This window comes from Phenylobacterium sp. (assembly GCF_036502675.1).
Lineage (GTDB): Bacteria > Pseudomonadota > Alphaproteobacteria > Caulobacterales > Caulobacteraceae > Phenylobacterium.
The window spans coordinates 41,083-66,360 of the sequence record NZ_DASXYF010000014.1; the positions used below are offsets into that span (position 1 = coordinate 41,083).

The 25,278-nt window shown below is 71.0% G+C and carries 21 protein-coding genes; 7 read left to right on the top strand and 14 right to left on the bottom strand.

The window, feature by feature from the left end:
• Positions 1 to 31 precede the first annotated feature (31 nt).
• Positions 32 to 910: a bifunctional regulator KidO gene (locus tag VGL30_RS01825; RefSeq protein ID WP_331536170.1), complete on the top strand. Its 879-nt coding sequence runs from the start codon at positions 32 to 34 to the stop codon at positions 908 to 910.
• On the opposite strand, the gene ald is transcribed toward VGL30_RS01825, so the two are convergent.
• From ald to VGL30_RS01845, 4 genes are all read right to left on the bottom strand, one after another.
• Positions 907 to 2,040, bottom strand: a complete 1,134-nt coding sequence (gene ald / locus VGL30_RS01830) for an alanine dehydrogenase (protein ID WP_331536172.1) — start codon at positions 2,038 to 2,040, stop codon at positions 907 to 909. The genes VGL30_RS01825 and ald overlap by 4 nt on opposite strands.
• Positions 2,041 to 2,065: 25 nt before the next feature.
• Entirely contained in the window at positions 2,066 to 2,752 is a 687-nt protein-coding gene (gene mtgA / locus VGL30_RS01835; protein WP_331536211.1) for a monofunctional biosynthetic peptidoglycan transglycosylase, read from the bottom strand.
• A gap of 109 nt (positions 2,753 to 2,861) precedes the next feature.
• Positions 2,862 to 4,697: a DNA helicase RecQ gene (gene recQ, locus VGL30_RS01840; RefSeq protein ID WP_331536174.1), complete on the bottom strand. Its 1,836-nt coding sequence runs from the start codon at positions 4,695 to 4,697 to the stop codon at positions 2,862 to 2,864.
• A gap of 58 nt (positions 4,698 to 4,755) precedes the next feature.
• On the bottom strand, positions 4,756 to 5,232 hold the full coding sequence (locus tag VGL30_RS01845; protein ID WP_331536176.1) for a BLUF domain-containing protein: 477 nt from the start codon (positions 5,230 to 5,232) through the stop codon (positions 4,756 to 4,758).
• 133 nt (positions 5,233 to 5,365) lie between these two features.
• Between VGL30_RS01845 and VGL30_RS01850 the strand changes: the two genes are divergently transcribed.
• From VGL30_RS01850 to VGL30_RS01860, 3 genes are all read left to right on the top strand, one after another.
• Positions 5,366 to 6,502: a DNA cytosine methyltransferase gene (locus VGL30_RS01850; protein WP_331536178.1), complete on the top strand. Its 1,137-nt coding sequence runs from the start codon at positions 5,366 to 5,368 to the stop codon at positions 6,500 to 6,502.
• Positions 6,503 to 6,581: 79 nt separating this feature from the next.
• Positions 6,582 to 7,571, top strand: coding sequence for a cysteine synthase A (cysK, locus tag VGL30_RS01855; protein WP_331536179.1), 990 nt, complete (start codon positions 6,582 to 6,584; stop codon positions 7,569 to 7,571).
• Complete coding sequence (locus VGL30_RS01860; RefSeq protein WP_331536181.1) at positions 7,568 to 8,005, top strand: DNA mismatch endonuclease Vsr; 438 nt, start codon at positions 7,568 to 7,570, stop codon at positions 8,003 to 8,005. The genes cysK and VGL30_RS01860 overlap by 4 nt, the downstream gene beginning before the upstream one ends.
• Positions 8,006 to 8,013: 8 nt before the next feature.
• Here the strand turns inward: VGL30_RS01860 and VGL30_RS01865 are convergent, their stop codons facing one another.
• The 4 genes from VGL30_RS01865 to VGL30_RS01880 form a co-directional block, all read right to left on the bottom strand.
• A complete protein-coding gene (locus VGL30_RS01865; RefSeq protein WP_331536183.1) occupies positions 8,014 to 9,753 on the bottom strand; it encodes a hybrid sensor histidine kinase/response regulator in 1,740 nt (579 codons plus the stop codon).
• 83 nt (positions 9,754 to 9,836) lie between these two features.
• Entirely contained in the window at positions 9,837 to 10,301 is a 465-nt protein-coding gene (locus VGL30_RS01870; protein ID WP_331536185.1) for an OsmC family protein, read from the bottom strand.
• Positions 10,301 to 12,088 (bottom strand): acyl-CoA dehydrogenase C-terminal domain-containing protein, encoded by a 1,788-nt coding sequence (locus tag VGL30_RS01875; RefSeq protein ID WP_331536187.1) that lies wholly within the window; start codon positions 12,086 to 12,088, stop codon positions 10,301 to 10,303. The genes VGL30_RS01870 and VGL30_RS01875 overlap by 1 nt, the downstream gene beginning before the upstream one ends.
• 9 nt (positions 12,089 to 12,097) lie before the next feature.
• Entirely contained in the window at positions 12,098 to 12,496 is a 399-nt protein-coding gene (locus VGL30_RS01880; RefSeq protein ID WP_331536189.1) for a MerR family DNA-binding transcriptional regulator, read from the bottom strand.
• Positions 12,497 to 13,183: 687 nt separating this feature from the next.
• Between VGL30_RS01880 and VGL30_RS01885 the strand changes: the two genes are divergently transcribed.
• Complete coding sequence (locus VGL30_RS01885) at positions 13,184 to 13,342, top strand: hypothetical protein (protein WP_331536192.1); 159 nt, start codon at positions 13,184 to 13,186, stop codon at positions 13,340 to 13,342.
• Positions 13,343 to 13,401: 59 nt separating this feature from the next.
• Here VGL30_RS01885 and VGL30_RS01890 read toward each other — a convergent pair whose 3' ends face one another.
• Both VGL30_RS01890 and VGL30_RS01895 read right to left on the bottom strand, forming a co-directional pair.
• Positions 13,402 to 14,601: an MFS transporter gene (locus VGL30_RS01890; protein WP_331536195.1), complete on the bottom strand. Its 1,200-nt coding sequence runs from the start codon at positions 14,599 to 14,601 to the stop codon at positions 13,402 to 13,404.
• A 231-nt stretch (positions 14,602 to 14,832) separates the two neighbouring features.
• The gene (locus VGL30_RS01895; RefSeq protein ID WP_331536197.1) at positions 14,833 to 16,515 is read right to left on the bottom strand and encodes a lysine--tRNA ligase; all 1,683 of its coding nucleotides are present in this window, start codon (positions 16,513 to 16,515) and stop codon (positions 14,833 to 14,835) included.
• A gap of 127 nt (positions 16,516 to 16,642) precedes the next feature.
• On the opposite strand from VGL30_RS01895, the gene phnD reads away from it, so the two are divergent.
• Positions 16,643 to 17,626, top strand: a complete 984-nt coding sequence (gene phnD / locus VGL30_RS01900) for a phosphate/phosphite/phosphonate ABC transporter substrate-binding protein (protein ID WP_331536199.1) — start codon at positions 16,643 to 16,645, stop codon at positions 17,624 to 17,626.
• Between the two features lie 38 nt (positions 17,627 to 17,664).
• Positions 17,665 to 18,675 carry a ligase-associated DNA damage response exonuclease gene (locus tag VGL30_RS01905; RefSeq protein ID WP_331536201.1) on the top strand — a complete coding sequence of 337 codons (1,011 nt, stop codon included), beginning with the start codon at positions 17,665 to 17,667 and terminating at the stop codon, positions 18,673 to 18,675.
• A gap of 50 nt (positions 18,676 to 18,725) precedes the next feature.
• On the opposite strand, the gene VGL30_RS01910 is transcribed toward VGL30_RS01905, so the two are convergent.
• The 4 genes from VGL30_RS01910 to VGL30_RS01925 form a co-directional block, all read right to left on the bottom strand.
• Positions 18,726 to 20,957, bottom strand: coding sequence for a TonB-dependent receptor (locus VGL30_RS01910; protein ID WP_331536203.1), 2,232 nt, complete (start codon positions 20,955 to 20,957; stop codon positions 18,726 to 18,728).
• A gap of 194 nt (positions 20,958 to 21,151) precedes the next feature.
• Entirely contained in the window at positions 21,152 to 23,599 is a 2,448-nt protein-coding gene (gyrB, locus tag VGL30_RS01915; RefSeq protein WP_331536205.1) for a DNA topoisomerase (ATP-hydrolyzing) subunit B, read from the bottom strand.
• On the bottom strand, positions 23,599 to 24,741 hold the full coding sequence (gene recF / locus VGL30_RS01920; protein WP_331536207.1) for a DNA replication/repair protein RecF: 1,143 nt from the start codon (positions 24,739 to 24,741) through the stop codon (positions 23,599 to 23,601). Before recF ends, gyrB begins: the two co-directional genes overlap by 1 nt.
• A gap of 83 nt (positions 24,742 to 24,824) precedes the next feature.
• On the bottom strand, positions 24,825 to 25,278 hold a 454-nt coding region (locus tag VGL30_RS01925), incomplete at its 5' end, for a prephenate dehydratase domain-containing protein (RefSeq protein ID WP_331536209.1).

The following is a 25,278-nucleotide window of genomic DNA, read 5'->3' on the forward strand; positions in this document are numbered from 1 at the left end:
CGGTTCCCTTTTAAGAGCGTCGCCCCCTTTCATGACCTCTCCGCTCAACAAACTCGGATTAGGTTCGAGCCAGTTCGGCCTCGACAGCGACCATCCAAGCAACCGCGTACGCCCACGGGACGCCGAGGCGCGCGACATCCTGGGGATCGCCGCACGTTCGGGCCTGTCGGTGTTCGAGGTGGACGGGCATTCGGCCCATGCCGAGACCAAGCTGGCCGGCATCCTGCCTCGCCCGACCCCGTTCCGCGTGACGCTTTCGACGGTGCGCCCGGACCGCGGTCCGGACCATGTGGAGGCCGAACTGCGCGCGCAGCTTCGCCGCCTTGGGCTGGAGCAGGTCGAGACCGTCCTCGCGCCCACCGCCTCGGACCTGTTCGGGGCCCACGGCCTGGCGTTGTGGGACCGGATGAAGCTGCTGCGCGACCAGGGCCTGTGCCGCAAGATCGGCGTCAGCGTCTACGCCTCGGACGATCCTGTGCGCTTGGCGCGCCGGCTGCACCCCGACGTGATGCAGGCGCCGGCGAGCCTGCTGGATCAGCGGCTGCTGGTGGACGGCACGCTCGCCGAACTGGCCAGCATGGGCATCGAGGTGCACCTGCGCTCGATCTTCCTCAACGGCCTGCTGTTCCTGCCGCCCGACCGGGCGCCCAGCCACATGAAGGCCGCGGCCAGCCGCATCTCCCGCGCCCGCCGGCTGATCGCCGAGGGCCGCAGCGACCCGTTGCAGGCGGCCCTGGGCTTCGCCCTGTCGCGGCCGGAAGCCGCCGCCGTGCTGGTGGGGGTGAGCTCGGCGGCGGAGATGTCCGCCGTGGTGGCCGCCGCCTCGCGGCCGCCGCCGGATCTCGACTGGGACGACATGGCCCTCGACGACCCGCAGGCCCTCGACCCGGGGGAATGGGCGGCGGCTTAGCTCAGTACTGACACACCCCTACCCCACACCCCATACGGATCGACGAACGGCCTGCCGAGCGCCTGGGCCACCGCCGGGTGGGTGAGCTGGCCGGCGAGGACGTTGAGGCCCTTGGCCAGGTGGCGGTCGGACTTCAGCGCATCCAGCCCCTGGTCGGCCAGCGCCAGGCCGAAGGAGAGGGTGGCGTGGACCAGCGCCTCCGAGGAGGTCCGCGGCGCGGCGCCCGGCATGTTGGCCACGCAGTAGTGGACGACGCCGTCCACCACATAGGTCGGGTCGGCATGGGTGGTCGGGCGGCTGGTCTCGAAGCAGCCGCCCTGGTCGATGGAGACGTCCACCAGCACGGAGCCGCGCTTCATCCGGGACAAGTGCTCGCGGTGGACCAGCTTCGGCGCGGCGGCGCCGGCGGTGAGCACGGCGCCGATGACCACGTCGGCCTTCAGCACCTCCTGCTCCACCGCGTCGAGGGTGGAGTAGCGGGTGAGGATGCGGCCCAGGAACATGTCGTCCAGCACCCGCATGCGCGGAATGGAGCGTTCCAGGACGACCACCTCGGCGCCGAGGCCGGCGGCCATGCGGGCGGCGTTGAGGCCCACCACGCCGCCGCCCAGGACGCAGATCCGCGCCGGCGACACGCCGGGAACGCCGCAGAGCAACAGGCCCATGCCGCCGTTGTGCTTCAGCAGCGTCTCGCCGGCGGAGAAGACGGCGATGCGGCCGGCCACTTCCGACATCGGGGCCAGCAGCGGCAGGCCGCCGGCGGCGTCGGTCACGGTCTCGTAGGCGATGGCCGCGCAGCCGGAGGCCAGCAGGCCCTCGGCCTGGGCCGGATCGGGCGCCAGGTGCAGGTAGGTGAAGAGGATGTGGCGAGGCTCGAGCCTGGCCCATTCCCAGGCCTGGGGCTCCTTGACCTTGACGATCAGCTCGGCGGCCTCGAACACCGCGGCGGCGTCGGGGGCGATGCGGGCGCCGGCCGCGACATAGGCCTCGTCAGAATAGCCCGCGCCGGAGCCTGCGCCGGTCTCCACCAGCACCTCGTGGCCGCGGACCCCGTACTCGCGCGCGGCGGTGGGGGTGACGCCGACGCGGTATTCGTCGGGCTTGATCTCCTTCGGCACGCCGACACGCATGGGAGACTCCTCGTGAACTAAAGGCTCAACTCAGCACGCAGGCGGCGGATCCCTCGCGGCGCACCGTGCCGGCGGCGGCGCCGATCTTTCCGGACCGCTTCCTCACATATGGCCCCGGCGTGGCGGCGCGCCACTTCAAGGGGCTGGGCAGGATAGCGGCCAGGCGGGCGGCCTGGGCGGGGCTCAAGCGCGCGGCGCTGACCCTGAAGTTGGCCTGGGCGGCGGCCTCGGCGCCGTAGACGCCCGGGCCCCACTCGATGGAGTTCAGATAGACCTCCATGATCCGCCGCTTGCCCCAGATGGTCTCGATCAGCACGGTGAAATAGGCCTCCAGCCCTTTGCGGACATAGGAGCGGTCGGGCCAGAGGAAGACGTTCTTGGCGGTCTGCTGGCTGATGGTGGAGCCGCCGCGGATACGGCCGGGCCGGCGCTCGTTGTTGCGCATGGCCTTCTCCATGGCGTCGAAGTCGAAGCCGTGGTGCTCGCAGAAGCGGGCGTCCTCGGCGGCGATCACCGCCCGGACCAGGGTGGGCGAAATGCGCTCGATGGGCTGCCAGCGCCGGTCGAAGCCGCGGCCTTCCACCATACGCTCCACCATCAGGTAGGTGATCGGCGGGGGCGCGAAGCGGTAGACGGCGACGGCCAGGATCGGGCCGACCAGGCCGAAGACGACAAAGAGCACGACGGCCAGGCGCAGGAGGCGGGCGAACAGGCCATGCCGGGGCCTGGTCTTGGGCGGACGTGGGGGGGCGGCCTTCTTCGCGTTCAAGGGGGATCCTTGTCTCGATCCTACGATCCGGCGAACGGTCGCTCAGGACCGCTCACCCCGCGAACCCCGTCACCACCGCCAGCACCGGTTCGCCGTAGCGGTCGAGCTTGCTTTCGCCCACACCGGAGATGGCGGCCAGGGCACCGGCGGCGGCGGGCTTCAGGCGGGCGATCTCGACCAGGGTGCGGTCGTGGAAGATCACGTAGGGCGGCACGTGCTGGCGCTTGGCCTCGGCGGCGCGCCAGGCGCGCAGGGCCTCGAACAGCGGCGCGTCGGCCGGCGAGAGCGGCGTTGCGGCCTCGCGGGTGCGCTTGCGGGGGCGGCCCGAGCGGGTGGGGGGGTCGAGGGACTCCGGCACGTGGCGCACGGCCACCCGGCGCTCGCCGCGGTAGACGGCGCGCACGCCCTCGGCGTCGCCCAGGCCGATCAGCGGGCGGTTGTCGTTGGGGTCTTCCTTCAGCAGGCCCTCGAAGATCAGCTGCTCCACCAGGTCGCGCCAGCCGGCGGGGCTGTACTCGCGGCCGACGCCGAAGGTCGAGAGGCCCGCCTCGAAGCTCGACGGCTCCTTGGTCTTGCCCAGCAGGTGATCGACCAGCCGGCCGCGGCCGAAGCGACCGCCCAGGCGGTGGACGGCCGACAGCGCCTTCTGGGCGGCCTCGGTGGCGTCGGTGGAGCTCGGCGGCGCCAGGCAGACGTCGCACTGGCCGCAGGCGCTCACCCCTTCCTCGCCGAAGTAGCGGCGCACGGCCGCGGCCCGGCAGCTGGCCCCGTTCAGCATGGCGTAGAGCTGGCGCGCCTTGCGGGTCTGCACCTGCTTGACCGCCTCGTCCACGTCGCGGGTCTCGATACGGCGCAGCGCCCAGGAGAGGTCGGAGGCGCCGTAGAGGGTGATGCCCTCGGCCGGGTCGCCGTCGCGGCCGGCGCGGCCGATCTCCTGCCAGTAGGCCTCGATGGCGGCGGGCGGGTCGGCGTGGATGACGTAGCGGACGTCGGGCTTGTCCACCCCCATGCCGAAGGCGATGGTCGCCACCATCACCGCGGCGTCGGCCTCGAGGAACTCTTCCAGGCGCCGGGCGCGAACCTGCTTGTCGAGGCCGGCGTGATAGGCGAGCGCCGGCGTTCCCGCCTCGCGCAGCGCCTCGGCCAGCCGGTCGACCCCGTCGCGGGAGCCGGCGTAGATCACCCCGGAGCGGTTGGGGCGTTCGGCCACCAGCTCCAGCACCCGCTTGCGGCCCGGCCCGGTCTTGCGCTCGGCGGAGAGCTGCAGCTCGGGGCGGGCGAAGCTGGCGACGAACTCACGGGCCTCGTTGAGGCGCAGCTCCTCGCGGATGTCCTCGCGGGTGCGGGCGTCGGCGGTAGCGGTGACCGCCAGGCGCGGCACGTCGGGGAACAGTTCGGCCAGCCGGCCCAGCGTGCGGTATTCGGGCCGGAAGTCGTGGCCCCACTGGCTGACGCAGTGGGCCTCGTCGATGGCGATCAGCGCCAGCGGCAGGCGGCCCAGCCGCTCCAGCATGGCCGTCTGCATCAGGCCTTCGGGCGAGAGGTAGAGCAGGTCCAGCTCGCCGGCCTCCAGCCGCCGCCAGGTTTCGGTGCGCTCGCGCGGCTCGAGGTTGGAATCCAGCCGGCCCGCCGCCACGCCGGACTGCACCATCGCCGCCACCTGGTCGGTCATCAGCGCGATCAGCGGGGAGACCACCAGGCCCAGGCCGGGGCGGATGATGCTGGGGATCTGGTAGCAGAGGCTCTTGCCGCCACCGGTGGGCAGCACGGCCATGGCGCTGCGGCCAGCCAGCACCTCGCCGATCACCTCGCCCTGCAGGCCGCGGAACTTAGCATGGCCGAAGGTGCGGCGCAGGACCTCCCGCGCCTCGTCGAGCGAAGCGGTCATGGGAGGCTTATGGGGCCGCGACTCGGCCGACGGAAGCCGCCGGCGGGAAGTTTTTTCGTCAGCCGGCCAGCGCGACCAGGGCCGGGGCGTCGCAGCCGCGCACCGCCTTGAGCAGCGCCAGGGCGGAGACGTCGGACAGCTCCCGCGGGGTGAAGGCCGTGCGCTGGTCGAGGGCGCCGAGAATACAGTCTCCGGCCGGGTTCATCCGGCGCGCGTCCATGCCGGCCTCTTCGAACTCCCGCTCACGCACCGGGCCCGAGATGATCACCCGCGGCTCGTCGTGACGGGGGTCGTCGAGGATGCGCCGGTAGGTGGTCATCACCGCGTTGGCCGGGCCCTCCAGCACCTGCAGGAGCCAGCCCCCGTGGGCCAGCAGCAGGCCGGTCACCCCGGCGGCCGCGTTGTGCCGCGCCGCGCTGGCGGCGATCGCTTCCAGCGCCTGTGCGGCGGGCTCGTTGGCCGCGAACCGCTGGCGGCTCGCGTAGATCAGCCGATGCACGGCGCGCGCGCGCGAACCGTTCTGAAACTGCGTCATGACCGCCCTCTTGAAGATGGCGCAAGGTGGCTGACCATGACTAAGCTCGCCTTAAAGGTGCGTGCGGCAGGTCGTCGCTGGGGATGGTGAATCCGCCCTTTCGCCGCCCCCGCTGCAAGCTAGACTCCCGCCGATGAGTCGGATCGCGTCCCTCACCTTCTACGAGTTCTTCGCCGGGGGTGGCATGGCGCGGCTGGGGCTGGGCGAGGCCTGGGCCTGCGCCTTCGCCAACGACTTCGACCCCATGAAGGCGCAGGCCTACCGGGCCAATTTCCGGGACGCCGGACATTTCCGGGAGGGCGACGTCTGGGCGCTGGCGGCGGGCGACCTGCCGGGGCGGGCGGACCTGGCCTGGGCCTCCTCCCCCTGCCAGGACTTCAGCCTAGCCGGCGGACGGGCGGGCCTGGCGGGCGGGCGGTCGTCGAGCTTCTTCGGCTTCTGGCGGCTTATGGAGGCGTTGGCCCAGGAAGGCCGCGCGCCGCGGACCCTGGTGATCGAGAACGTCGTGGGCCTGCTCACCTCGCACCAGGGCCGGGACTTCCGTGCGCTTTGCGCGGCCCTGGCGGCCCAGGGCTACGCCTTCGGGGCGCTGGAAATCGATGCGGCGGGGTTCCTGCCGCAGTCGCGGCCGCGGGTGTTCGTGATCGCCACCCGCGAGCGGGTCCCGGCGACGCTTGTGGGCGAGAGCCCCTATCAGACCAGGGCGGTGCGGACCGCCGAGGCGGGGCTGCCCGAGGCCCTGGCGCAGCGCTGGATCCGGTGGCGGCTGGACACGCCGCCCCGTCGCAACACCGATCTGGCCGGCCTGCTGGAGCCGGCGGACGCCGTCGCCTGGCACGATGCGGCGCGCACCGCGCGGCTGGTTTCGCTGATGGCGCCCTCCCACCGGGCGCGGCTGGACGCCCTGGTCGCCGCCGGCGCCTCGGCCGTCGGCGGCGTCTATCGCCGGACGCGCCAGGTGGACGGCCGCCGGACCCAGCGGGCGGAGGCAAGGTTCGACGGCCTGGCCGGCTGCCTGCGCACGCCGCGAGGCGGCTCGTCGCGCCAGTCGCTGGTGGTGGTGGAGAACGGCCGCGTGCGCTCGCGCCTGCTCAGTCCCCGCGAGGCGGCGCGGCTGATGGGCCTGCCGGACAGCTACCGGCTGCCCGCCAGCGCCACCGCAGCGCTGCACCTGGCCGGCGACGGGGTGGCCGTGCCGGCGGTGCGCTGGCTGGCGCAGCGCCTGCTGGAACCGCTGCTTCGGGAAAAGAGCGTGCTGGCGGCAGAATAACTCGGCTGAAAAATCCGCCGGCAGGGCTTAGGGTCGCGCTCGACAGGGAAAAACTCCAGCCCCACCAGAGGCCCGCGACATGGACGCCACCGCAGACAAGACCTACGACGCCGCCGGCCTGAAACGCGCCGGCCGGGGCAAGATCTTCGACTCGATCATCGACACCATCGGCGACACGCCGCTGGTGCGGCTGCCGCGGCTGACCGCGGCGCTGAAGCCCAGGGGCGAGGTGCTGGCCAAGCTGGAGTTCTTCAACCCGATGGCCTCGGTGAAGGACCGCATCGGCGTGGCGATGATCGAGTACCTGGAGGCCAAGGGCGTGCTGACATCAGGCTCGACCATCGTCGAGCCCACCAGCGGCAACACCGGCATCGCGCTGGCCTTCGTGGCGGCGGCCAAGGGCTACAAGCTGATCCTGGTGATGCCGGAGAGCATGTCGATCGAGCGCCGCAAGATGTTGCTGATCCTGGGCGCCAGGCTGGAGCTGACCCCGGCCGAGCGCGGCATGGCCGGCGCCGTGGTCCGCGCCCGCGAGATCGTCGAGGCGACGCCGGGCGCAGTGATGCCGCAGCAGTTCGACAACGCCGCCAACCCGCTGGTGCACAAGGTCTCCACCGCCGAGGAGATCTGGAACGACACCAAGGGGGCGGTGGACGCGGTGATTTCCGGCGTCGGCACCGGCGGCACCATCACCGGGGTCGGCCAGGCGCTGAAGGCGCGCAAGCCCTCGGTGCGGATGGTGGCGGTGGAGCCCGAGGCTTCGCCGGTGCTCTCCGGCGGCCAGCCCGGCCCGCACAAGATCCAGGGGATCGGCGCCGGCTTCGTGCCCTCGATCCTCGACCGCGGCGTGATCGACGAGATCATCCAGGTCTCCAACGACGACAGCTTCGCCATGGCCCGGCGGGTGGCGCGGGAGGAAGGGATCCCGGTGGGGATCTCGTCGGGCGCGGCCCTGACCGCGGCCTTCGACGTGGCGTCGCGCGACGAGATGGCCGGCAAGACCATCGTGGCGATCATCCCCTCCTTCGCCGAGCGCTACCTATCGACGGCGCTGTTCGAAGGGCTGTGACCGGGCGCACCGACGTCTTCGACCCCGCCGCCCGTTCGGCGGTGATGCGGCGGGTGAAAAGCCGCGACACCGGGCCGGAGCTGAAGGTGCGGCGGATGCTGTGGGCGCTGGGCGCGCGCTACCGGCTGCATCGCAAGGACCTGCCAGGGTCGCCCGACATCGTGCTGCCGGGGCGCAGGCTGGCGCTGTTCGTCCACGGCTGTTTCTGGCACGGCCACGACTGCGCCCGCGGCGGCCGGGTGCCGAAGGCCAACCGGGAATACTGGACCGCCAAGGTCGCCCGCAACCGGGCCCGCGACGAACGGGCGCGGAACGCGCTGGGCGAGAAGGGCGGGCGGGCGGAGGCGGTGTGGGAGTGCGAGCTCAAGGACGCCGAGGGACTGAGGGCGCGGCTGGCGGGGATGCTGCAGACCGGATCCGCAGACCTGGAATAGCCTCTCCTTCACGCCACTGCGGCCGCGGCGGAGGGGTCGGGCTTCAGGACCTCGGCGATGAGGGCGCGCAGGCCGGCGGCGTCGATGGGCTTGGCGATCAGGGCCGACATGCCGGCCCGGCGGCAGTCCTCCCAGGCCTCGGCGGTCGTGACCGCGGCGCAGGCGATGACCGGCGTCGCGCGGTTGGGGCCCGGGGCGGCGCGCAGGCGGCGGCAGGCTTCGCGGCCGTCCATGTCCGGCATGGCCACGTCCATCAGGATCAGGTCAAAGGGCCGCGAGGCGAGGAGTTCGAGCGCGCTCTCCGCCGAGGCGGCGGCGGTGAGCTGGACGCCGGCCGGCTCCAGCATCAACGCCACGGCGCGACGGTTCTTCTCTTGGCCGTCGGCCACCAGCACCCGCAGGCCGCGGCCGGCCGGCAGGGCGGGCGCGGCGGCCCGGGCGTCGGCCATGGCCACCTCCAGGGTGAAGGCGGCGCCGCGGCCGGCGGGGCTGGCGGCGTAGAGGTCGCCGCCCATCAGCCGGGCGAGCGCGCGGCCGAGGCTCAGGGTCAGCGCCGCGCCGGCGCGGGGCGAGGCCTCCAGGCTGCGGTCGAAGGGGTGGAACAGGCCGGCGAGCTGGTCGGGGCCGAGGCCCGGGCCGGTGTCGCAGACGTTGAGGCGGACCAGCCAGTCGGCCGCAACATCGCCACGCTGCTCGTCCTCGGTGAGGCGGGCGGCGGAGACGGTGAGGGTCACGCCGCCCACGTCGGCGGCCCGGACGGCGCTGGCCAGCAGGGCGTCCAGCACCTGGCGCAGGCGGGCGCCGTCGCCGGACACCCAGCGCGGCAGGCGCTCTGCGCCCTCGATCTCCAGGTGCAGGCCCTTGGCGCGGGCCTGGGCCGCCCAGGCGGCGGCGGCTTCGCGCACCAGGACGCGCAGGTCGAAGACGGCGGCGGCGAGCTCGATCCGCCCGGCGTCGACGGCGGCCAGGTCGCGCAAATCGTCCAGCAAGCCTTGCGCCCGGCGGCCGGCCTCGCCGATGCGCTCGGCCTGGGCGCGCAGCGCCGGCGCGGAACGGCCGAGGGAGTCGGCTCCGGCGACCACCGCGTCCAGCGGGCGGCGCAGGGCGTGGCGGGCCGCGGCGACGAACTCCGCCGTGCTGCGGGCGGCGGCGTCGGCCTCCAGGTGGCGGCGGTCGGCCTCGCCCAGGGCGCGGCGCTCGACGGCCAACGCCTCGGAGAGCAGGCGCCAGAGCCAGGCCGAGCCCGCGACCCCCGCGGCGCCGGCGGCGGCGAAGGCGAACGCCACGGTGAGATGGCCGCTCAGCCTGGCGACCAGCACCGAGGCGGCCAGCAGGTGCAGGGCCAGCGGGACCACGGTGGCGACGAAAGCCGGCGCCGAGCTGCGGCGGGCGCCGGCGGCGCCGAAGACGGTGAGCACCAGGAACAGGCCGCCGCAGGCCGCGCCCCAGGCGTCGTCGGCCAGCAGGGCGAGGATGGCGAGGGCGCCGAACACCAGGCTTTCGGCGGCGAGGAACGAGAGCGCCGCGCCCCGGCTGGCGACCCCGCGTCCGGCGCGGTGCAGGGCGAGCTCCGCGCCCTGCAAGCCGGCGCAGGCGGCGAACCAGCCCGCGGCCAGCAGCCAGCCGGTCAGGGGACCGGCCACCAGCGCGCAGGCCAGTATGACGCCGAGGCGGGCGGCCATGTGCCGGCGGCGCGCCGCCATGAGCCTGGCGAGGCCGGCGTCGAAGCCGACGTTGTGGACGATCATCGTCGTCTCCGCTGGGCCCCGCCGCCCCTCTCCGCGAAAGCTCCATTGAGCCTGCGGACCGCTGAAGAGTTGGTAAACGGCGGTTAACGACACGGCTCGACGATCACCTCCGTCCTGACCGAATTGGCGATGAAACAGGTCTGGTGGGCGGCGTGGTGCAAGGCTGCGGCGGCGGCCGCGCCAGGGGCGGGGCCGGCGTAGTCGACGGCCGGGCGCAGGGCGACCCGGGCCACCCACCAGCGCCCGTCGGCCGTCTTCTCCATCGCGCCCTCCGCCTCGTCGCGGTAGGCCGTGACGACGAAGCCCGCCTCGCGGGCCACGTGCAGGAAGCTCAGCATGTGGCAGGCGGCGAGCGCGGCCACCAGCATCTCCTCCGGATCGACCGCGGCCTCCACCGACCAGGGACCTGGCACGACGTGCGGCGAGGCGGAGCCGGGCACGGACAGGCCTGAATCGAACGCGACGGTGTGGGCGCGGCTGTAGCGGCCGCGGACGAAATCCTCGCCCCCGCCCAGCGCCCAGGCGACGGAGGCGGTGTGCCGCGGCATCAGAAGGCCTCCGCCGGCAGGGCCATCAACGGGGCTGCGCCGGTCTTCAGCTTGGCCAGGTGGGCGCCGGTGTCGGGCAGGACGCGCTCCAGGAAGTAGCGACCGACGATCAGCTTGTTGGCGTAGAGCGGGTCGGGGTCGCCGGCGGCGACCCGGCCTTGCGCCGCCCTGGCCATCAGCGCCCACATGTAGGCCAGCGCCGTCAGGCCGAAGAGGTGCAGGTAGTCGGTGGAGGCGGCGCCGGCGTCCTCCGGATTGGCGAGGCCGTGCTGCATCAGCCAGAAGGTGGCCTCCTGCAGCTGGGCCCTGGCGCCGGCCAGGCCCTGGACGAAGGGCGCCAGCTCGACGTTGGCCTTTTCCGCCGCCAGGAAGCCGTCGAGCTCGGCCAGGAACGCGCCCATCGCCCGGCCGCCCTGGGCGGGGAGCTTGCGGCCCACCAGGTCGAGGGCCTGCACGCCGTTGGTTCCCTCGTAGATCAGGGCGATGCGGCAGTCGCGCAGGTGCTGACTGGCCGGAAAGCCCTCGGTGAAGCCCGCGCCGCCATGCACCTGCAGGGCGTCGGAGCAGACCTTGAAGCCGCGGTCGGTGAGGAAGCCCTTCACCACCGGCGTCAGCAGCGCCATGTAGTCGGCGGCCTTGGTGCGCACCGCCTCGTCGGGGCTGGCGTGGGCCAGGTCGCCGTGCAGGGCGGTCCAGAACATGAAGGCGCGGCCGCCCTCGACGATGGCGCGGGCGTCCAGCAGCATGCGGCGCACGTCGGGGTGGACGATGATCGGGTCGGCCGGGCCGTCGGGGTTCTGCGGCCCGGAGAGCGAGCGGCCCTGCAGCCGCTCCTTGGCGAACCGCGCGGCGGCCTGGTAGGCGGCGTCGGCCTGGGCGACGCCCTGCAGGCCCACGCCCAGCCGGGCCTCGTTCATCATCACGAACATCAGCCGCAGGCCCTGGTTGGCCTCGCCGAGCAGCCAGCCGGTCGACTCCTCGTGGCCGATGACGCAGGTGGCGTTGCCGTGGATGCCCATCTTCTCCTCGAGGCCCAGGCACTTCACCGAATTGCGCACGCCGGGCGCGCCCGCGGCGTCGGGGATGAACTTGGGCACGATGAACAGGCTGATGCCGCGCACCCCCTCCGGCGCGCCCTCGATACGGGCCAGCACCAGGTGGACGATGTTCTCCACCAGGTCGTGCTCGCCGGCGGAGATCCAGATCTTCTGGCCGCTGATCCTGTAGGTCCCGTCGGCCTGCGGGACCGCCCTGGTGCGCAGGAGGCCGAGGTCGGTGCCGCACTGCGGCTCGGTGAGGTTCATCGTGCCGGTCCACCGGCCGGCGGCCATGTTCGGCAGGTAGAGGTCCTTCTGTTCCGGCGAGCCGCCGGCGCGGATCGCCGCATAGGCCCCGTGGCTGAGGCCCGGGTACATGGAGAAGGCCATGTTGGCGGCGGACGACATCTCCTGGAAGGCCATGTTGACCACCGCCGGCAGGCCCTGGCCGCCATAGGCCGGGTCGGCGGAGAGCGCCGGCCAGCCGCCGGCCACCAGCTGGCCGTAAGCGGCCTTGAAGCCGTCCGGCGTGGCGACGCTGTTGTCGGGGCTCCAGCGGCAGCCCTGGCGGTCGCCGACCCGGTTGAGCGGCGCCAGCACCTCGGCGGCGAACCTGCCGGCCTCCTCCAGGATCTGCTCCACCACGTCCAGCGAGGCGTCGGCGAAGCCCGGAAGCGCGGCGTAACGCTCCAGCTCGAGCACGTCGCGGAGCAGGAACAGCTGGTCGCGGATCGGGGGCTGGTAGCTCATGATCGCTCCTTAGGACGAGGCGGCCAGTTGCCTCTGCAGGCGCCGAACGCCGAGGGTCAGGTCGCGGATGGCCTCGTCGATCTCGACCTTCTGCCGTTCCAGGATCCGGATCCGTTCACGGAAGGCCTCGATGGAGCGCGCCGCCTGGGCCGCCCCGCCGTCGCCCAGGTCGTGGAGGTCGAGGATCTCGCGCATCTCCGCCAGGGCCAGCCCGACACGCTTGCCGCGCAGGATCAGCTGCAGGCGGGCGCGGTCCTTGTCGGAATAGACCCGGTTCAGGCCGTCGCGGGCGGGCGCCAGCAGACCCTTGTGCTCGTAGAACCGCAGGGCCCGCGGGGTGCAGCCGAATTCCCGGCAGAGCTCGCGGATGGCATAGGTGCGGCCGGGCCGGCGCAGTTCGGCGGACATCGACCCTTCCCCGGGACCAACTGCAAGCCGGCGAACGGTAAATCCTTTGACGTTAGCGTCAAGCAGCGCCGGCCTGTCGCCGCGGCATGGTTTTCGCCACAAGGTCCCTGGGCCGCCATGAGCGATCCGCTTACAGCCCCTTACATCATCAGCGGTTTCCGGAGTTGTAAACAGCACTTCTACGTCGGGACGAAATGGCTGTGAATCAATAGGTTGTCTCGGTCGGAATGTGTTGTGAGGCGCAATCGGAGCAAGCACTTGCAGGGCGGCTCGGCCACGCGGAAACCCAGGCGCTCACCTTGGTGCGGAGCCCCGTACAGCTTAGCTCGAACGGCGGCGCGCATCAAGAACATCAGGAGAACATTGATTTGAACGGAGGGGAGCCGCTATCATGTGGCATGCGCATAAACAGGCGTTACCACCTTGAATCGACTACAGTTTCCGGGTAGATCACCGGCCTCTCCATCTCGGAATTCGGGGGCGGCCGTGGCTGACGCCAGTGATACATCAGCCGATAGCGAAGTCTATCGCCTGACCCCTTCCACCCGGGCGGTGGCTGGCGGGCCCGGCCTCGACACCCTCGAAGCCGGCGACCTCAGAGCCGCGACCCGTTCATCTGGAACCTCAGGGGGGGCCTCGGGCGGGACCCTGCAAGTAACGGACGTCGGGACCGGACAAGGCTGGTCCGTGGACTTTAGCAATATCGAGACCGTCGTAGGCTCGCCCTACAGCGACACCATCACCGCCAACGCCCAGATAACATCCCTGTCCGGCGGCGGCGGCCAGGTGATCCCGGTCGGGGTACAGCAGGCCTCACTGAGCGACGGCTGGATAGTCTCGGGCTGAAGGCGCTAGATCGCCGGAGCGGGCGGCGCCCGCTGGCGGTGGCCCTCGAGCGGACCTTCCTAGCCGCTTGAGCGCGACTGTGGGATATCGCCCGCCAAATCATAGGAACGACGCAGACTCCAGACAATTGCCGTGCAAGCAAATAGAAGGACTCCTGCCAACAGAAATGGGACAGACACGGCCTGCTTCGTAGCCCCTGTCGCGTCCGAGAAGGCATACAATACCGCGAGTCCGATTTGTGAAGTCATGCGGGAAATGCTAAACAGACTCGAATTTGAACCTTGAAGGAGGCCCTGTTTTTCTTTTGATACTCCTTCGCTCATCATCGCCGTGATAGTTGGCGTGGCCACGTTCCTCACCGGCATAAGCACAGCGCCAACCCATAGCATCGTCTCGGAAGACGAGAGCCCTATGACGCAGAAACCAAGGGCGCCCACTGCGAGGCTAAGCGCCGACGTGAGCGCCGGGCCAAGCCGCGCCGTAAGCAGGCCCGGCAACATCGCTTGGATTATGACAGAAATGATGGACATCACCGCAATATAGAGCCCAACCTTGCCGGCGCTCCACCCGAATGCCTGAAGAAAATAGATGGGTATCAATACAGGCAGGAACGCCATGGTAGACTGAAGGCCTGCGTAGGCAATCGCGAGCCTTCGAAGATTGAATGATTGATTGTAGAACCGGACCGTATCTATGGGGGTAACCCGGTGCAGTTCAAATTTCTTTCGCGACGGCCCGGGAAGCGTCTCTCTGAAAATGAGAAACACCAGTACGAGGTTCGAGAGCGAAAAAATACAGGCTGCGTAGAAGGGCGCCCGTACGTTGATATCACCCAGCACGCCACCGAGCATGGGGCCGACCGTATATCCGACGCTCACAGCAGAACTCATTAGTCCGAACCGAGCGGCCCGCATGGGCGGCGGCGTATAGTCCGCAACCGCGGCCATCGCCGCTCCGAATACTCCGGAAAAGATTCCAAGGACGACGCTTGCCGCCGCAAGTTGCAAGATATCAGCGGACATCGCTCGCAGTAAGTTGCTGGTTATTAGACCGACGATGCCAAAAATAATGATCGCTCGTCGGCCTATCGCATCTGATGCGCCTAAAATCACGGGAGAGAATAAGAACTGAACGAAGTCTACGATAAGGAAGAGAATAATTGCAGAAACAGCAACCGAAACTCCATGTCGATCCAACTCGCGCACAAGGCGAGGAAGCGTCGGATTGGCTATCGCGGTGGATATGACGTCCAGCAACACCGTGATATATATGATCGCCGTTGTCGTCTTTTCCCTTGGATATCGTGTAGAGCGTCCCGTCATCACTCCCCCCGCCGACGTATGCGTGCACGGTACCGGGCGAGCCAAGCGGGCGCTATGCCTGAGGTTGTGCGGCGCTCCTCGAATAGCCACAAGATGTCCCAATCCGCCCTGAGCTCTTCGGCGGGCGGCGCCCTTCCCCGTCCTCTCCGGACGGGGGCGGAAAGGGAGTCAGGCGGCGGTCAGTTCGCCGGCCAGGGCCTGGTCGATGAGGGCGGTGGTGCGCTCCAGGCCGAAGATGGCGGCGAAGGAGCCGAAGCGGGGGCCCTGGCTCTGGCCCAGCAGCACTTCGTAGAGGGCGGTGAACCAGGCGCGCAGGGGCTCGAAGCCCGCCTGCTTGCCGGCCTCGTAGACCTCGTTCTGGATCAGCTCGGCGTCCTGGCAACCGGCGGGGAGCGCGCGCAGGCGGGCGGCGAGGTCGGCCATGGCGGCGCGTTCGCGCGCGTCGGGGGCGCGGAAGCGCTTGGCCGGGCGGACGAAGTCCTCGTAGTAGTTGATGGCGTAGCCGGCCAGGCGGTCGAGCAGCGGCTCGCTCTGCAGCGTCGCGCCGGGCAGGTAGCGGGCCAGGAAGCCCCAGAGGATCTCCTTGTCCGAGGCGTTGGCCGCCGAGACCAGGTTGAGCATCAGCGAGAACGACAGCGGCGAGCCCTTGGCGGGCGGGTCGGCGCGGTGGACGTGCCAGGCGGGATTGTCGACCGCCGGCGACCCGCCCTCGGCCCGGGCGCGGTTGAAGGCGTCGAGCTGCTGCAGGTACTCGTCCGTCGCCTTGGGGATGACGTCGAAATACAGCCGCTTGGCCGACTTGGGCGACTGGAACATGTAGTAGGCCAGGCTCTCCGGCGTGCCGTAGCGCAGCCATTCCTCCATGGTCAGGCCGTTGCCCTTGGACTTGGAGATCTTCTGGTTGTTCTCGTCCATGAACAGCTCGTAGTGGAAGCCCTCCGGCGGCTCGCCGCCCAGGATGCGGACGATCTTGTTGGAAACCTTGACGGAATCGATCAGGTCCTTGCCCGACATCTCGTAGTCGACGCCGAGCGCCGTCCAGCGCATGGCCCAGTCGGGACGCCACTGCATCTTCACGCGGCCGCCGGTGACCGGGACCTCGGCCAGGGCGCCGTCCTCGTCGCGGAAGACGATGGTCCCCCGGTCGAGGTGACGCTCCAGGGTGGGGACCTGCAGCACGCGGCCCGACGTAGGACTGATCGGCAGGAAGGGCGAATAGGTGGCGCGGCGCTCCTCGCCCAGCGTCGGCAGCATCACCGCCTGGATGGCGTCGAACCGCTCCAGGGCCTTGAGCAGGGTCGCGTCGAAGCGGCCGGACCTGTAGCCCTCGGTGGCCGAGAAGAACTCGTAGTCGAAGCCGAAGCCGTCGAGGAAGGCGCGCAGGCGGGCGTTGTTGTGGGCCCCGAAGCTCTCGTGCTCGCCGAAGGGGTCGCGCACCGAGGTGACCGGCTTGTCGCGGTCCTCCTCCAGCATCGCGCGGTTGGGGACGTTGTCGGGGATCTTGCGGAACCCGTCCATGTCGTCGGAGACCACGATCAGCCGCGTGGGGATGGCGTCCTCGGTGAGCGCGCGGAGGGCGGTGCGGACCATGGTGGGCCGCGCCACCTCGCCGAAGGTGCCGATGTGCGGCAGGCCGGAGGCGCCGTAGCCGCACTGGAAGACCACCGGCCGGGCCAGCGCCGGCAGGACGGCCACGGCTTGCGCCGCCTTGCCCTCGCCGATCAGGCTGGCGGCCAGGTGGCGCTCGGCGTCGGTGAGGCGCAGGCGCAGGGTGCGGGCCAGCAGGGTGCGGGCCTGCTCGAAGGGCCAGCTCTTGGCGTCGCGCGCCGGGTGGGACAATCCTTGCAGCATGGGCGAGGCGGTAGCGCCCAACGGCTGCGGCCTCAAGGGCGCATTTGCGCCGCCTGGACTTAGGGGCACGCCGCCATCAAGCTGCGCCGTGCGCGAGAACGGCCTTCGCCCGCTGGAGATTCAACCCGTGACGTCCTGTCCCTGGCCCATCGTGCTGGCGCTGATGGTCCTGGCGAGCGCCGGCTGCTCGCGGGTCGCGGCGAGGGGCGAGCTGGGGGTCGCCATCCCGCCCGGCGACGCGGTGGCCGACCAGACCCGCGCCTGGGCGCCCTTCCTGGCCGACATGCAGAAGGCGGTGGGGGTGCGGGTGACGCCCTTCTACGGCTCCACCGACACCGCGCTGGTGGACGCCATGCGGTTCAGGCAGACCGACGTGGGGCTGTTCAACAACGCCGCGGCGCTGCAGGCGGTGCGCCGCGCCGACGGGGAAGTGTTCGCCCGGGCGGCGCGGCCGGACGGCTCGGACGTCTACCGCTCGGTGATCATCGTCCGGAGGGGCTCGGGCCTGACGCTGGACCGGCTGCTGGCCTGCGACCGCCGGGTGAGCTTCGGCCTGGACGAGGCCGGCGCGGCCGCCGGGACCCAGGCCCCCGTCACCTACCTGTTCGCCCCGCGCGGGGTGGATCCGCAGGGCTGCTTCAAGAGCGTGCGCACGGCCCCGGTGGAGGCCAACCTCTACGCCGTGGCGGCCGGGGTGCTGGACGCGGCCGCCAGCGACACCGCCACCATGACCCGGGCGGTGCTCTCCGACCCGGCCGGCGGGCGCCGCACCCTGGCGAGCGTCGAGACGGTGTGGAGTTCGCCCGCCATCCCCGACGGCCCGGTCGTCTGGCGCCGGGACCTGGACCCGGGCGTCAAGGCGCGGCTCGCCCGGTTCCTGTTCAGCTACGGCGCGGGCCCCGGCCGCGAGGCCGAGCGGCAGCGCAAGGTGCTGCGGGGCCTGGACCTGAAGGGCTTCGTGCGCGCCGACGGCAGCCACCTGTTCCCCGCCCGCGAGATGCGCGCCACCGACCTGCTGCTGAAGGCCAGGGCCAGGCGGGACGAGGCGGGAATGGCCGCGGCGCAGGCCGAGCTGGACGCGGTGGCGGCGGCGCGGGACCGGCGGGGCTAGGGCGTGCGGTCGCGCTGCGGCGCGCCCATATCTGCCGGATGACCAGACCGCAGGACCTGCTCTGCCCCAGGCCGGAGGGCCTCTATTGCCCGCCCGGCGACTTCTTCGTCGATCCGGTGCGCCCGGTCGCCCGGGCGGTGATCACCCACGGCCACGGCGACCACGCCCGCGCCGGCCACGGGGCGGTGCTGGCCACGCGCGAGACCCTGGCGATCATGGCCGAGCGCTACGGCCAGGACTTCGCCGGCGCGGCGCAGGCGGCGGCCTACGGCGAGGCGGTGGACCGCGACGGGGTGGAGGTGAGCCTGGCGCCGGCCGGCCACGTGCTGGGCTCGGCCCAGGCGGTGGTGCGCTGGAAGGGCCTGACCATGGTGGTCAGCGGAGATTACAAGCGAAGACGCGATCCGACCTGCCGGGCCTTCGAGCCCGTGCCCTGCGACGTGTTCATCTCGGAGGCCACCTTCGGCCTGCCGGTGTTCCGCCATCCGGACGACCGTGGGGAGATCGCCCGCCTGCTGCGCTCCATGGCCCAGTTCCCGGAACGGGCGCACCTGGTGGGAGCCTACGCCCTGGGCAAGGCGCAGCGGGTGATCCGGCTGCTGCGCGAGGCGGGCCATGGCGGGACGATCCACGTCCATGGGGCGCTGGAGCGGCTGAACCGGCTCTACGAGGGCTTCGGGATCGACCTGGGGCCGCTCGCCCCGGCCACCACGACGCGCAAGCAGGACTTCGCCGGCGCCCTGGTGATCGCCCCGCCCTCGGCCATCGCCGACCGCTGGGCCCGGCGGTTCCCCGACCCGGTGACGGCCTTCGCCTCGGGCTGGATGCTGGTGCGCGCCCGGGCGCGGCAGCGGGGCGTGGAGCTGCCGCTGGTGATCTCCGACCACGCCGACTGGGACGAGCTCACCGCCACGGTGGACGAGATCCGCCCCGGCGAGCTGTGGGTCACCCACGGACGCGAGGAGGCGCTGGTCCGCTGGGCGGAGCTGCACGGCACGCCCGCCCGCGCCCTGGCGCTGGTGGGGTACGAGGACGAGGACGACGATTAGAGGCGTCGGGAAGCCTTGTCCCGCAAAAGGACGAGGCTTCCCGTCCGCGGTCAGAACTTCGCCTTCACCTCGACGCCCCAGATCCGCGGGTCGTTGACGAAGCCGGTGAGGTTGTTGAAGTCGATGCCGCCTTCCAGGGAGATGTCGTTGGTGATGTTGCGGCCGTAGACGGCGGCTTCCCAGCGGTCGCCGGCGGCGGCGTAGCCCAGGCGCAGCCCGCCTTCGAGCAGCTTGTCGTCGCTGAACTCCGCCGACTCGTAGAGGAAGAAGTTGATCTTCGAGCGATAGGCCCAGTCGGTGAAGACAAAGAACTCGCCGTCGCCGAACGGGATGGCGTAGCGGGCGGTGACGTTGCCGATCCAGCGCGGGGCGTCGGGCAGGCTGTTGCCGTCGATCACCACCTCTCCCGGCACGGCGCTCGCGGGGTCGAGCACCGTGCAGCCGCCGCCGCAGGGGGCGGTCGAAAGGCCCGGGCTCTGGATCTTGGTGTGGTTGTAGGAGAAGCCGGCGGTGAGCGCGACGTTCTCGACGGGCCTGGCCTCGGCGTTGAACTCGACGCCATAGCCCTCGGCGTGCTTGGCGTTGATCAGCCGGTTGAAGTTGGTGACCCCGCCCACGACAGTAAGCTGCAGGTCGGCGACCCTGTAGTAGAAGACGTCGGCGTCGAAGCGCAGGCGCCGGTCGGCCGCATAGCCCTTAACGCCCGCCTCGTAGGACATCAGCGTCTCTTTCCTGGCGATCGTGGGGACGTCGCCGAACAACAGGCGGCCCTGGATGGACGGCGCGCGGTAGCCCTTGGCGACGCGGGCGTAGAGGTTGACCTCGTCGTTGAGCTCGTAGGCCGCGTTGACGTTGAAGCTGACGTCGTCGCTGGTGGGCTTTGCGGTCAGGACGCCGGTGGCGCCGCCGCCGATCGGCGAGAGCAGCCGCTGGGCGACGAAGTCCTTTTCGTCGTTGGAATAGCGGACCCCGCCGCCGACTTTCCACCGGTCGGTGAGCTTGTAGTCGGCGTTGGCGAAGAGGGCCCAGGAGGTGGTCTTCTGGTGCTGGTAGGCGTAGCCGTCGACGACGCCGCCGGCCAGGGTGTTGTAGTCGATGCTGTCGATCTTCGCGTCTTCGAAGAAGTAGAAGCCGCCCACCGTGTAGTTGAGCGGCCCCATGTCGCCGGCCACCCGCAGCTCCTCGCTCCACTGGGCGTGGTAGGGGAGGCCGTCGGCGCTTTCCGAGGGGAATTTGATGAGGCCCGGGCCTGACGGCGGGGCGAAGACCGCGCCGTAGCCGCCGTCGACGTCGCCGTGGCTGAGGGTGGTGACGTGCTCGTAAGCGGTGATCGAGGTGATCACCGGCCCGCCCAGGTCGTAGGTCAGCTTCAGGTTGGCGCCGCCGCCCTTCACGTGCTGGAACGCGCGCGGCTGGGCGTCCTGGGCGATCTTGTCGCGGCTGAAGCCGGCCACCAGGTCGTTGCCGCCCTTCTGGATGATGTTGGCGCGGAAGATCTGCGGCGTGCCGTCCAGGTGCTGGTAGTGGACGTTGAGCAGGGCGCTGAACTGTTCGGTGGGGGTGTAGAGCAGCTGGCCGCGCAGGGCGTACTGCTCGTAGCCGCCGGTGGCGTTGGTCTTGCCGGTGAAGGTGTTGTCGATCCAGTCGCTGCGGCGCTGGTAGAGGCCGGAGACCCGGCCCGACAGCACGCCCGCGACGATCGGCCCGCCCACGGCGCCCTCGGCGTTCACCGAGTTGTAGCGGCCGTAGGAGACCTGGCCGTAGCCGCCGAACGTCTGGCTGGGTTTCACCGAATCGAACTTCAGCACGCCGGCCGGGGTGTTGCGGCCGAACAGCGTGCCCTGCGGTCCGCGCAGCACTTCCACCTGGTCGATGTCGAACAGCGGGAAGCCCTTCAGGATCGGGCTCTCCAGCACCACCTCGTCGTAGACGAAGGAGACCGGCTGCGAGGCGTTCAGGTCGAAGTCGGTGTTGCCGAGGCCGCGGATGTAGGGCCGCGGGAAGGTGCGGCCGAAGCTGGATTCCAGCGTCAGGCTGGGGACGCGGGAGGACAGCACCCGGATGTCGCCGCCGGAGGAACGGATCACGTCCAGCTTCTGGCCGCTGATGGCGGTGACCGAGAGCGGCGCGTCGTTGATGTTCTCCAGCCGCTTCTGGGCGGTGACGATGACCTCGCCCACCTCGGTGGGGGCCTGGGCGAAGGCGAGCGTGGGCGCGCCCACGGACAAGGCGGCCAGCGCCGCGCAGCCGAGCGCACGGCGGCGCAGGTTGAATGTCGACATGGATGCTACCCCTCTTCACGCCCGCGTCGTTCATGCGCCGGCAGGTGGAGAGGCTATGTCGGCGCACGGCGAAGAGGCGCCTCCGCAAAGCCACAGTCGCGGGTTCGCACGCCGGGCGAGCCAAGCCTGGCGCATAATGAGGCGGCCGGCGCCTAGCAGGTGATCGGCAGTCAGTTAGCGGGGGGGCTTCGGCGCTAGACGTCCACCTCGGCGTCCAGGGCGTTCTCCTGGATGAACTCGCGGCGTGGCTCGACCAGGTCGCCCATCAGGCGGGTGAACATGGAGTCCGCGTCGTCGGCGTGGTTGACCCTGACCTGCAGCAGGGTGCGGGCGTCGGAGTCGAGGGTGGTCTCCCAGAGCTGGTCGGGGTTCATCTCGCCCAGGCCCTTGTAGCGCTGGACCGTCAGGCCGCGTCGGCCGGCCTCCATCACCGCGTCCACCAGGTCGATGGGGCCGCGCACGGTCGTCGAGCGGTCGCGGCGCACGAAGGTCGCGGGCTTGGAGAAGATGTCGGCCATGGTGACGGTGCGCTCGGCCAGCCGGCGGGCGTCGGCGGCGTGCAGCAAAAGCTCGTCCAGCACCACCCGCTCGGTGACGCCGCGCTTGTCCCGCGAGAAGACGTACCCGCCCACCGGGCTCTTCTCGCCCGACCAGACGCCGTCGCCCTCCTCGGCGTAGAGGTCGAGGCGGGCGGCCGCGGCGGCCACGTCCTGGCTGTCGCCCAGCAGGCCGGCGAGCGCGGCCTGCTCGATGGCGAAGGCCGGCGCGCGGGCGGCCAGGCGCTCGACGTTGGCCTTCGCGCCCCTGGCGCTCATCACCAGGGCCAGCTGGTCGGGACCGGCCAGCTTCTCGCCGGAGGCCAGGGTGAGCACCGCCCCGTCGACGCCCTCGTCGATCAGGTAGGTCTCCATCTCGCCCTCGTCCTTCAGGTAGCGGGAGGACTTGTTCTTGGTGACCTTATAGAGCGGCGGCTGGGCGATGTAGAGATAGCCGCGCTCGATCACCTGCGGCATCTGCCGGAAGAAGAAGGTCAGCAGCAGGGTGCGGATGTGGGCGCCGTCGACGTCGGCGTCGGTCATCACCACGATCTTGTGGTAGCGGATCTTCTCGATGTCGAAGTCGTCGCGGCCGATGCCGGCGCCCAGGGCGGTGATCAGGGTGCCGATCTGGTCGGAGCCCAGCATGCGGTCGAACCTGGCGCGCTCGACGTTGAGGATCTTGCCGCGCAGGGGCAGCACGGCCTGGTTCTCGCGGTTGCGGGCCTGCTTGGCCGAGCCGCCGGCGGAATCGCCCTCCACGAGGAAGATCTCCGAGCGGGCCGGGTCCTTCTCCTGGCAGTCGGCGAGCTTGCCGGGCAGGGACGAGATGTCGAGGGCGGTCTTGCGCCGGGTCAGGTCGCGGGCCTTGCGGGCCGCCTCGCGGGCGGCGGCGGCCTCGGCGATCTTCTGAACGATCAGCTTGGCCTCGGTGGGATGCTCCTCGAACCACTGGCCGAGGCCCTCGGAGACCAGGCCTTCCACGGCCGGGCGCACCTCGGAGGAGACCAGCTTGTCCTTGGTCTGGGAAGAGAACTTGGGGTCCGGCACCTTGACCGAGAGCACGCAGGTCAGGCCCTCGCGCGCGTCCTCGCCGGAGAGCGAGACCTTCTCGCGCTTCGTGGCGCCGGAGCTCTCGGCGTAGTTGGTGATGATCCGGGTCAGCGCCGAGCGGAAGGCCGCCAGGTGGGTGCCGCCGTCACGCTGCGGGATGTTGTTGGTGAAGCAGAGGACGTTCTCGTGGTAGCCGTCGTTCCACCAGAGCGACAGGTCGATCTGCACCGTATCGCGCCGCCCGCGGATAACGATCGGGGCCTTCAGCACCGGGGTCTTGGCCTTGTCGAGGTGGCGGACGAACGCCTCCACCCCGCCCTCGTAGCTCATCACTTCCTCGAAAGGCTCGGCGTCGCGGAGGTCCTTGAGCCAGATGGTGACGCCGGAGTTGAGGAAGGCCAGCTCGCGCAGCCGGTGCTCCAGGGTCTTGCGGTCGAACTCGACGCCGGTGAAGGTTTCGGTGGAGGGCAGGAAGGTGACCTCGGTGCCCGACAGCGGCTCGCCGTTCGGGCGCATCGGGGCGTCGCCGGTCTCCTTCAGCGGCGCCACCGGGTCGCCGTGGCGGAACTCCATCTCGTAGCTCCTGCCGCCGCGGTAGACCCGCAGCTTCAGCCACTGCGACAGGGCGTTGACCACCGAGACGCCCACGCCGTGCAGGCCGCCGGAGACCTTGTAGGAGTTCTGGTCGAACTTCCCGCCGGCGTGCAGCTGGGTCATGATGACCTCGGCCGCCGAAACGCCCTCGCCCTCGTGGATGTCCACCGGGATGCCGCGGCCGTCGTCGGTGACGGTGACCGAGCCGTCGGCGTTGAGGATCACCTCCACGCGGCTGGCCCAGCCGGCCAGGGTCTCGTCGATGGCGTTGTCCACCACCTCATAGACCATGTGGTGCAGGCCCGAGCCGTCGTCGGTGTCGCCGATGTACATGCCCGGCCGCTTGCGCACCGCGTCCAGGCCTTTCAGCACCTTGATGGAGTCCGCGCCGTACTCGGCCTGGCCGTTGCCTTCGGGCTCGAATTCGGCGGTCGGATCTTCGGGTTCGGAGGGGGTCATCAGGTTTCCAGGGCGGTCAGGCCCCCGGCGTCCACACGGACGCCTTGGGCGCGGCCTTTGAGATCTTCGAACAGCAACTCGTCCGTGCCGGTGAGAAACGCCTGCAGCCCGAGCGCCGAGATTTCGTCGAACAGCGCCGCCCGCCTGCGGCGGTCCAGGTGCGCTGCGACTTCATCCAGCAACAATATAGGGTTTGGCGCTGATTCTGCACGCGAAAGACGCGCCGCCTGGGCGAGAACCAAGTTCAAGATCAGCGCCTTCTGCTCGCCGGTGGAGCATTCCGAGGCCGGGCGGTCCTTTTCGGCGTGCCAGACCGCCAGATCGCCCCGGTGCGGACCGCTGAGCGCCCGGCCGGCGGCGGCGTCGCGGTCGCGCCCGGCGGCCAGCGCACGGGCCAGGCGGGGCTGGATGTCGGCGGCCGCGGCGCCTTCCAGGGCCAGGGCCTCCCACTCGCCGGTCAGCGTCAGGCGGGCCTGGGGGAACGGCCGGGCGCCCCGGGCGTCCACCTCGGCCTGCAGGGCTTTCAGCGTGCGGGCGCGGCCCTCGGCCAGGCGCGCGCCGGCCTCGGCCAGCGTGGCCTCCAGCGCCGAAAGCCAGGCGGCGTCGGCGGGGCCCTCGTTGAGCAGCCGCATGCGCTCGCGCAGCGCCCGCTCATAGGCCGCGGCGTGGACCGCGTGCGGCGGATCGCCGGCGAAGGCCAGGCGGTCGAAGAAGCGGCGCCGGTCGCCCGCGCCGCCCAGGAACAGCCGGTCCTGGGCGGGGGTGAGCCACACCTGCCGCTGGTGCTCGGCGAGGCGGCCGGGCGGCACGGTCTCGCCCTCCAGGCGCGCGGTGCGGCGCGCGGCGCCGGGCGTCTCGGCGCCGGTGCCCAGGCGGACCTCCTCCGCGTCGTGCGACACCACCGCGGCTACCGCCCAGGCCCGCCCCAGCGCCTCGCCCGGCAGCCGGCGGCCGATCTCCGCCAGGCTCGCCCCGCGCAGGCCGCGGCCGGGGGTGAGCAGGCTCACCGCCTCCAGCAGGTTGGTCTTCCCCGCCCCGTTCGGACCGGTCAGCACCACTGCGCGCCCGTCCAGCGCCAGCTCGGCGCGGGCGTAGGAGCGGACGTCGGTGAGGACGAGATGGGTGATGGCCGTGCGCGTCACGGCGCGGTCTTACAGGGTTTGGCCGCGCGGCGCGAACGCCGCCGGCGAGTCCCCGGGGCCGGGCCGCGCAACGGCCCGCAGCCCTATCCCCGGAACGGGTCCGCCGGGTAAACGCCGAGGATCTCGAACCGCTCGGAGAAGAAAGCCAGTTCCTCGAAGGCCAGCGCCAGGCCGCGGTCCTCGGGCCGGCCGTCCACCTCGGCATAGAAGAAGGTGGCCGTGAAGGCGCCGTTCTCCATGTAGCTTTCCAGCTTGGTCATGTTGACGCCGTTGGTGGCGAAGCCGCCCATCGCCTTGTAAAGCGCGGCCGGAAGGTTGCGCACGCGGAACACGAAGCTCGTGACCAGCGGCCCCGATCCCTGCTTTGCCCATTTTTCCTCGCGCGACAGCAGCACAAACCGCGTGGTGTTGTGGGCCTCGTCCTCGACGTCTTCAGCCAGAATGTCGAGGCCGTAGATATTGGCCGCAAGCCGCGAGGCGATGGCGGCGACGGTCCTGTCGCCGCGCTCGGAAATGTCGCGGGCGCTGCCGGCAGTG

Bases quoted from the DNA above. Each gene is read 5' to 3' on its own strand.
- VGL30_RS01825 (WP_331536170.1), top strand. From the start codon at position 32: ATGACCTCTCCGCTCAACAAACTCGGATTAGGTTCGAGCCAGTTCGGC.
- ald (WP_331536172.1), bottom strand. From the start codon at position 2,040: ATGCGTGTCGGCGTGCCGAAGGAGATCAAGCCCGACGAATACCGCGTC.
- recQ (WP_331536174.1), bottom strand. From the start codon at position 4,697: ATGACCGCTTCGCTCGACGAGGCGCGGGAGGTCCTGCGCCGCACCTTC.
- VGL30_RS01845 (WP_331536176.1), bottom strand. From the start codon at position 5,232: ATGACGCAGTTTCAGAACGGTTCGCGCGCGCGCGCCGTGCATCGGCTG.
- VGL30_RS01850 (WP_331536178.1), top strand. From the start codon at position 5,366: ATGAGTCGGATCGCGTCCCTCACCTTCTACGAGTTCTTCGCCGGGGGT.
- cysK (WP_331536179.1), top strand. From the start codon at position 6,582: ATGGACGCCACCGCAGACAAGACCTACGACGCCGCCGGCCTGAAACGC.
- VGL30_RS01865 (WP_331536183.1), bottom strand. From the start codon at position 9,753: ATGATCGTCCACAACGTCGGCTTCGACGCCGGCCTCGCCAGGCTCATG.
- VGL30_RS01870 (WP_331536185.1), bottom strand. From the start codon at position 10,301: ATGCCGCGGCACACCGCCTCCGTCGCCTGGGCGCTGGGCGGGGGCGAG.
- VGL30_RS01875 (WP_331536187.1), bottom strand. From the start codon at position 12,088: ATGAGCTACCAGCCCCCGATCCGCGACCAGCTGTTCCTGCTCCGCGAC.
- VGL30_RS01880 (WP_331536189.1), bottom strand. From the start codon at position 12,496: ATGTCCGCCGAACTGCGCCGGCCCGGCCGCACCTATGCCATCCGCGAG.
- VGL30_RS01895 (WP_331536197.1), bottom strand. From the start codon at position 16,515: ATGCTGCAAGGATTGTCCCACCCGGCGCGCGACGCCAAGAGCTGGCCC.
- VGL30_RS01905 (WP_331536201.1), top strand. From the start codon at position 17,665: ATGACCAGACCGCAGGACCTGCTCTGCCCCAGGCCGGAGGGCCTCTAT.
- VGL30_RS01910 (WP_331536203.1), bottom strand. From the start codon at position 20,957: ATGTCGACATTCAACCTGCGCCGCCGTGCGCTCGGCTGCGCGGCGCTG.
- gyrB (WP_331536205.1), bottom strand. From the start codon at position 23,599: ATGACCCCCTCCGAACCCGAAGATCCGACCGCCGAATTCGAGCCCGAA.